The 6,632-nt window shown below is 60.9% G+C and carries 6 protein-coding genes; 5 read left to right on the forward strand and 1 reads right to left on the reverse strand.

Annotated features, from left to right (window positions below; genetic code table 11):
• Window positions 1-28: 28 nt before the first annotated feature.
• The gene (locus LPA44_RS13990) at window positions 29-1,120 is read left to right on the forward strand and encodes an outer membrane lipoprotein-sorting protein (protein ID WP_230890153.1); all 1,092 of its coding nucleotides are present in this window, start codon (window positions 29-31) and stop codon (window positions 1,118-1,120) included.
• A gap of 445 nt (window positions 1,121-1,565) precedes the next feature.
• On the opposite strand, the gene LPA44_RS13995 is transcribed toward LPA44_RS13990, so the two are convergent.
• Entirely contained in the window at window positions 1,566-1,877 is a 312-nt protein-coding gene (locus tag LPA44_RS13995; protein WP_230890154.1) for a hypothetical protein, read from the reverse strand.
• 51 nt (window positions 1,878-1,928) lie between these two features.
• Here LPA44_RS13995 and LPA44_RS14000 point away from each other — a divergent pair, with 51 nt between their 5' ends.
• From LPA44_RS14000 to LPA44_RS14015, 4 genes are all read left to right on the forward strand, one after another.
• Window positions 1,929-2,999, forward strand: coding sequence for a hypothetical protein (locus LPA44_RS14000; protein WP_230890155.1), 1,071 nt, complete (start codon window positions 1,929-1,931; stop codon window positions 2,997-2,999).
• Window positions 3,000-3,045: 46 nt separating this feature from the next.
• Window positions 3,046-3,843 (forward strand): ABC transporter ATP-binding protein, encoded by a 798-nt coding sequence (locus LPA44_RS14005; protein WP_230890156.1) that lies wholly within the window; start codon window positions 3,046-3,048, stop codon window positions 3,841-3,843.
• Window positions 3,840-5,501 carry a hypothetical protein gene (locus LPA44_RS14010; RefSeq protein ID WP_230890157.1) on the forward strand — a complete coding sequence of 554 codons (1,662 nt, stop codon included), beginning with the start codon at window positions 3,840-3,842 and terminating at the stop codon, window positions 5,499-5,501. The genes LPA44_RS14005 and LPA44_RS14010 overlap by 4 nt, the downstream gene beginning before the upstream one ends.
• Before the next feature lie 391 nt (window positions 5,502-5,892).
• A complete protein-coding gene (locus tag LPA44_RS14015) occupies window positions 5,893-6,555 on the forward strand; it encodes an ABC transporter ATP-binding protein (protein ID WP_230890158.1) in 663 nt (220 codons plus the stop codon).
• The last annotated feature ends 77 nt before the right edge of the window (window positions 6,556-6,632 follow it).

The raw sequence follows: 6,632 nt of genomic DNA on the forward strand, positions 1-6,632 counted from the left end.
ACTAAGCGGCAACTGTAGTTCAACTGCAATGGCCACAAACAAATCCCCGCTGGCGTTGTCGGCCGTCGGCCTCGCCGTCCTCCTCGTCACGAGCGGCTGTCTCTCTGGGCCACTCGGCGGTGACCTCACTACCGATCAGATCGGTGAGCGAATCGAACAGAAATACACCGAGATCGATAGCTACGAAGCGAACGTCACGACGATGATCTCCGGCACCGACATGGATCAGACGACGGTAATGCATACGGTCGCCAAACCGGAGTCCAGTATGACGCGTACAGAATACACGGGTCCGGATTCGATGGCCGGTGACTTGGTCGTCTCCAATGGGTCGGCTATGTGGACGTACGACGCGAGCGAGAATACCGCCCGAAAGCTCGACCTCTCTGGGCTCGAACTTCCGACGACGCCGAACTACGGCCAGCTCGTCGAGCAGTTCACCGACCAGTACGACATTACCCAGCAGGGAACAGCAACGGTTGCCGGCCGTGATACGTACGTCCTCGAACTCACGCCGAAGGAAGACACCGAGTTTGCCACGAACGGCACCGTGTGGATTGACACCGAGCGCTGGTTCCCAGTGAAAACTGAGCTGTCGATGTCACTTCAGAACGAGACGACGACCGTGACGACCGTCTATCGCAATCTCACGTTCAATACGGGCGTGCCGAACAGCACGTTCGAGTACGAGCCGCCAGCTGACGCGACCGTCGAGACGACGACACTGCCGTCGGTCCAGACGTACGACTCGCGCGATGAAGCTGCACAGAACGTCAGCTACGCACTCCCCGAGCCGGACGTTCCCGAGAGCTTCGACCTCGATCAGGTCAGCGTTACCCGTTCTGAGGGGAACGTGAGCGTCTCGCTCCAGTATGCGAACGAGACATCGTCGCTGTCGGTGATGAAACGGAACTACCAGATGGGTGCCTCACCGGATGGCGAGACTGTCTCAATACACGGTGAGACCGGAACGTACCAGAGTGTAGGGAGTATTGGAATCGTCACGTGGGAGTGTGATGGCTACCAGTACAGCGTGACCGGCTCGCTATCAGAGGCGGCACTGATGTCCACCGCAGAGTCAATCGAGTGTACATCGATAACCACCGCTGCAAGCATCTAACCAGGACCTGATGTATGACGTGTCACCGCGAAGGTCGCTACATACACGCTGCACGAGCCGACCTGACTTGTTCGAGATTCGCGCGTCGGTCTATGCGCGCTCTCGTCGCGGTGATCGGCCTCTTTCGGATGGGACGGGGTCTGGTAGGCCGCTTCGCGTACTGGACGCTCGTCTTCATTCATCCCATCCTTTCAGGGCGACCGTCTCGTCATATCAGACTTGATGACAGAGTGAGTGATATATGAAGGTTCCAGCATGGTTCCGTCATAGTGCGCAGATCGCACGCACCGAACGGATACGGACTCGACGGCAACTCGGCCGCTCATCGACCCTTCGCGCTATCATCGCGATAGTAGTGGTGGGCCTCGCCGTCGCCAGTGGATTCGGTGTATACACCTTCGGATCAGCACTCCGACGCGGACAGGATACACTCCCACTCGAAACGCTACAGATCGCCGTCACGGTGGGGTGTCTCGCGTTGCTCGTTGGGTTCGTCCAGCGAACGTCCAGACTCGGAGAGCGCGTCGACACCGATCACTTGCTGACCACAGTTCCCGCACACGAGGTGGTCCTCGGAGTGGTACTGGCCGTCGCCGCCCGAACTGCCACACGGGTATCGCTCACCGCCGTGAGCGTCGCCATCGGGTTCGCCGTCGGTACCGGAGCGCCGGCCAGCGCGGTCACGATTCTCGTTGCGGTCGCTGGCCTGTTCGCGCTCACGGCGCTTCTGGGCGTCGCCCTCAGTTTCGTCGTACAACTCGTTACCACCCGCTCACCGCGCTTTCGACGCTACAAGAACGCCCTCATTGTGATCGGCTTCTTCCTCGTCCTCGGCGGCTGGACAGCGATAGACCTCGACCAGTTGACGGTGGGATTCCTGCGTCGCTGGCTCACCTCGCTGCCGACCGCCTGGTTCGTCGACCTCGGACTACAGGGTTTGCCCGCGGTCCAATCGGGAGGGCTCCGTAGTCTCGGAGCGGTCGCGCTGGTCGTCGGTGGTCTCCCCGTGTTGACCGTCGTGACAACCGTACTCGCGACGCGGGTCTGGGAGACGGAGCCGGTCAGTTCAGCGGTCCTCCACCGTTCCCGGTCACTCGTCGGTGACGGACTCGCCGAGCGACTGTTCGCGGGCCACGTCTCGCGACCCGTCCTGACAGTCGCGCGGAAACGCTGGCTCCAGGAACGCCGCGTCCCCCGCGCTCTCTTCATGGCTGGATACGTCTTCCTGCTCGTGCTCCTCGTGGTGTTCCCAGCGCTGGTAGCCGGTGGCGTCCGGCTCGCACCGATACTGGTCGCCTTCGTCCTCGCAGCTGAATCCGGGCTCGCCTTCGGACTGACCCCGGTTGCGACCGAGTATTCGTCCCTTCCCATGACGTTCACGACAAGTCCGGGCGAGCAGTTCGTCCGAGGGACGCTCTTCGCCGGCGTCGCCATCGGGACGCCGGTCACGGCACTCGCGACGTTCGGTCTGGGGGTCCTGGGGCCACCCGGCGTGTTCGAAGCCGTACTGCTTGGTGTCACTGGAGCCGTTCTCAGCGTCTGTGCCATCACTGTCGCCACCGCAGTCGGGATGGGCGTCTCGTATCGCGACCTCGTGGCGGTACCGGTGCCACTCACCAGTTCGACGATGTATGGAGAAATCGGCGGAGCGGGGTTCGTCAGGATGGGGAAGCTGCTGGGGCTGGTTGCGGTCGTCTGCTCGCCGGCGTTGGTCGGCTACCTCTCCGTCGTGTTCGATCCGGTGTCGACAATGCTTGGCGTCCCGACGGTGGCGGTCCGGGTCGGCTCAATCGCTGTGACGATCGGGCTCGCCGTCAGCGTCTCGACCGTCGCCTATCGACGAGCGGTACGGCTGTACGACGACTATACGCTTGCATGAGATACCACAATGTCAGCACAGCACTCTCTGTACGGAGACACGAACGATGACTGAACAGCGACAGGGCACGGAATCCGTGGCGGGTCGACCGGCCCTCACTACGGACGGCCTCACGAAACAGTACGGCGACACGGCCGCCGTCAGTGACCTCAATCTCGCCATTCCGGAGGGGTCGATCTACGGTTTTCTCGGGCCGAACGGCGCGGGGAAGACGACGACGATGCAGATGTTGACCTCGCTCATCCAACCGACCAGCGGGAGTGCGTCCATTAACGGCACATCAGTCACCGACCGAACAGCAGTCACCCGCCAGATCGGCTACCTACCCGAATCGCCGCCGCTGTACTACAATCTCACCGCGTTCGAACAGCTCGATCTCGCGGCTGGCCTGCGCGACCTGCCGGAAGAGCAGGCGACTGCCCGCATCGAATCACTTCTTGAACGCCTGGATCTCCGCGAAGACGCAGACACCCGTATCTCGGACTACTCGAAGGGTATGCGGCAGAAAACCGCGTTCATCCAGGCCATCCTCCACGAGCCCGCGGTCGTGTTTCTTGACGAACCGACCGCGGGTCTCGATCCGCGTGCCGCGCGCACACTCCGCGAAATGATCGTTGAACTTGCAGACGAGGGAACAACGGTGTTCCTCTCAACGCACATCTTACCGGTCGTCGAAGAAGTGGCTGATACGGTCGGCGTTCTGTACGAGGGTCGGCTTGTCGCGGAAGACACGCCAACTGACCTCACGCACCGCGCAGAGACCGGCGATCACCAGACACTCGAAGAGGCGTTCCTCGACCTCACGAGCGAGGAATCTGATTCTGTGAAGGCGGATGAGTCATGACTGAGGCGAACTGGATGCGGCACAGTGTTCAACTGGGAGTCGCTGGCGTCCGGCAAACGATCCGCGGGCTTCGACGGAATCCATACCGGATCCGTCTCCTCGCAATCTCCGCCATCGGCCTTGGAATCTTCCTCGGCGGCATGGGCGTTCTCTATGCCCTGCTCTTGCGAACACTCGACGCCCCAATCTCGATTCCTGGTGGGGTTCGCTTGGGCGTGAGTGCTCTCTGGGTGGGCGTGGTGTGGTTTTTCAGCCAGCGGACGCTCCTGTACTGGCGACAGCCGCGAGCGGAAGCATTCGTCCTCACGACCGTCTCCACCCGGACGACCGCCGCTGGAATGCTCCTCACGGAGTTCTTCACTGCCTGTCTGGTTCTCGTACCGCCAACAGTGTTGTTGGTCGGCGTCGTCGGGTACGCGTTTCTCTCACCGATGAGTCTGGTGTTGGTTCCACTGGCTGTTGGTTTGTTCGCAGCGACCGCTCTCGTCGTCGGGTACACTCTCGGGTTTGCCTACCTGGTCATCGCTGGTCGCTCCCGTGGGCTCGCTAATCAACAGGGACAGCTGATTGTCCAACTCGTGGTCCTTGCCGTGGTGGTGTATCTGGTTGCGCAGTTCTTCGGTGGGGTTCCAGCGGTCTGGGAGGTGGCGACGTTCGTGTGGCTCCCAACCAGTTGGCTCGTTGATCTGGCTGTCCTCGGGACACCTGTCACGGCTTCGCTCAGTCGTGCGCTGGCTGGCGTACTTGGGAGTATCACCGTGATCGGCGGTGGAAGTCTCGTCGTCGAGCGTCTCGCGGGTGCCTACTGGGTGGCCGATCCCGGCAGCGCGACCCGCGAGAGCGATGATACTGCCACCGGTACTCGGACTCACGACGGCGAGGCGTTGGCCGCGGGCATTTCTCCGCTCGTCATCCCCGGGTTCGTTGGGCGACCGACTCAACGCGTCGCGCAAGTCGTGTTGCTCCGTCTCCGCCGAGCACCCCGCCGACTCCTGTTTCTCGTCACGCTGGTCGTCTCGCTCGGGATCTACCTCGGTGTCATCTACACGCAACTCGCTGAACCGTTATCACTCGTGTCGGTCGTGTGTGCGTTGTTCGTCCCGTGGCTTGCTGGGGCCGCGTTCGGGTTGAATCCGCTTGGCGACGATGGAGCTGTCTTGCCGGCCACACTCACGTCATCGATTTCTGGGCGGCAGTACGTACGTGGGTTCATGCTCCCGGGGCTCCTGTACGGCCTCCCGATCACGGTTCTGTGTACGCTCCTTGGAAGCGTTGTGGGTTCGTATCCACTTGGTGTCGGGGTTGGGTTCGTGGTCGTTGGTGTAGTGCTGACCGTGGTTGCGGTCGTTCTCGCGCCCGCTATCGGGATGCGCTTCCCCAGGTTTAGTTCGGTTACGATCAGCCAAGGCAGCGGGATTGTCCCGCCGAGCATGACCGCTATTATCGTCTACTCACTGGCCGTCGGGCTTCTCGGCGGGGGTGTCCTCTTCGCCTTGCTCGCGCCAGCAGGCGTCTACGAAGTGGTCACGAACGGAGTGGTGCCGGTCGGGTGGGCGCGTATGAGCGGTGTCGTTGGTGGATTGGGTGTGGCCGTGATGGTGGCAAAATGGGGGTATGCCGCCGCGGCACGTCGGTTCGAACAGTACACAATCGTCTGACTGTTTCACTGGGAGCCATTGACATCCCATTAGTTAGACGTATTGCATCGGTGGAACAGCCGATGCGTAGAAGGTGCGAATTGCCCATCGACAAAACGTTTAATTTCACATCTCTCCTCTCTTCCGTATGGAAAGTCGATGGCTCCTCTTGGGTTTCGGCCTGCTATTTGGAGTCCTGCTAATCGTGCATATTTATCAGGGAAATACAGTCCAAGCTCTAATCGCGGTCATTTTCACCATATTCGGTCTCGGTGGCTTTTGGTGGAACTCAACTCACGAAAACACGATTGAAACGCGATTTTCACGGTCTGGCTAACGTGCTACTCTGACCGTCTGTATCTACCGATCATAGGAGCACCCTCAAGACGACCGGACCTCAACACGTCGAGGAATGTCTGAGCACTTGGCGATCACTACGGACGGCCTCACGAAGGAGTTCGGCGATACAACAGCTGTTGCAGACCTGGATCTCGCCATTCAAACAGGGTCGATCTACGGCTTCCTCGGGCCGAACGGGGCGGGAAAAACCACCACGATACGTATGCTGACGGCGCTCACGCAGCCAACGGACGGAACTGGGCACGTCGCTGGTCAACCGATTACGGACCGGAAAGCCATCATTCCGCACATTGGCTATCTCCCGGAATCGCCACCGATTTACGACGAACTCACCGCACGCGAACAACTAGAATACCACGGCGGCCTCCGCGACATGGATCCCGGCTGCATTGAAGCGCGTATCGGGGAGCTACTCGACCGGTTCGACCTGACCGCCGATGCAGACGACCGAATTTCGACGTACTCGAAGGGGATGAAACAGAAGACCGGCCTGATTCAGGCCCTGATGCACGAGCCAGACGTCGCCATCCTCGACGAACCGACCAGCGGACTCGACCCACGGGCCGCCCGTACCGTGCGTGATACCATTACCGAGCTGGCCGCCGGAGAGACGACGGTGTTTCTCTCGACGCACATCCTCCCGGTGGTGGCGGAACTCGCGACCGAGGTTCAGTACCTCACAAAGCATCCTCAGCTAGCTGTTTCTGAAGCCTGAGTTCTGTGGCGGAGCGGTTGTGCTGGGTGGTCTTGACGAGAAGATCGTCGACGAACCGACGGAGAGCTGTCGCTGTC

Source organism: Halobacterium sp. KA-4, assembly GCF_021028995.1.
Classification (GTDB): Archaea; Halobacteriota; Halobacteria; order Halobacteriales; family Halobacteriaceae; genus Halobacterium.

Coding starts and splice junctions, on each gene's coding strand:
- LPA44_RS13990 (WP_230890153.1), top strand. CDS start 29: ATGGCCACAAACAAATCCCCGCTGGCGTTGTCGGCCGTCGGCCTCGCC.
- LPA44_RS14005 (WP_230890156.1), top strand. CDS start 3,046: ATGACTGAACAGCGACAGGGCACGGAATCCGTGGCGGGTCGACCGGCC.
- LPA44_RS14010 (WP_230890157.1), top strand. CDS start 3,840: ATGACTGAGGCGAACTGGATGCGGCACAGTGTTCAACTGGGAGTCGCT.
- LPA44_RS14015 (WP_230890158.1), top strand. CDS start 5,893: ATGTCTGAGCACTTGGCGATCACTACGGACGGCCTCACGAAGGAGTTC.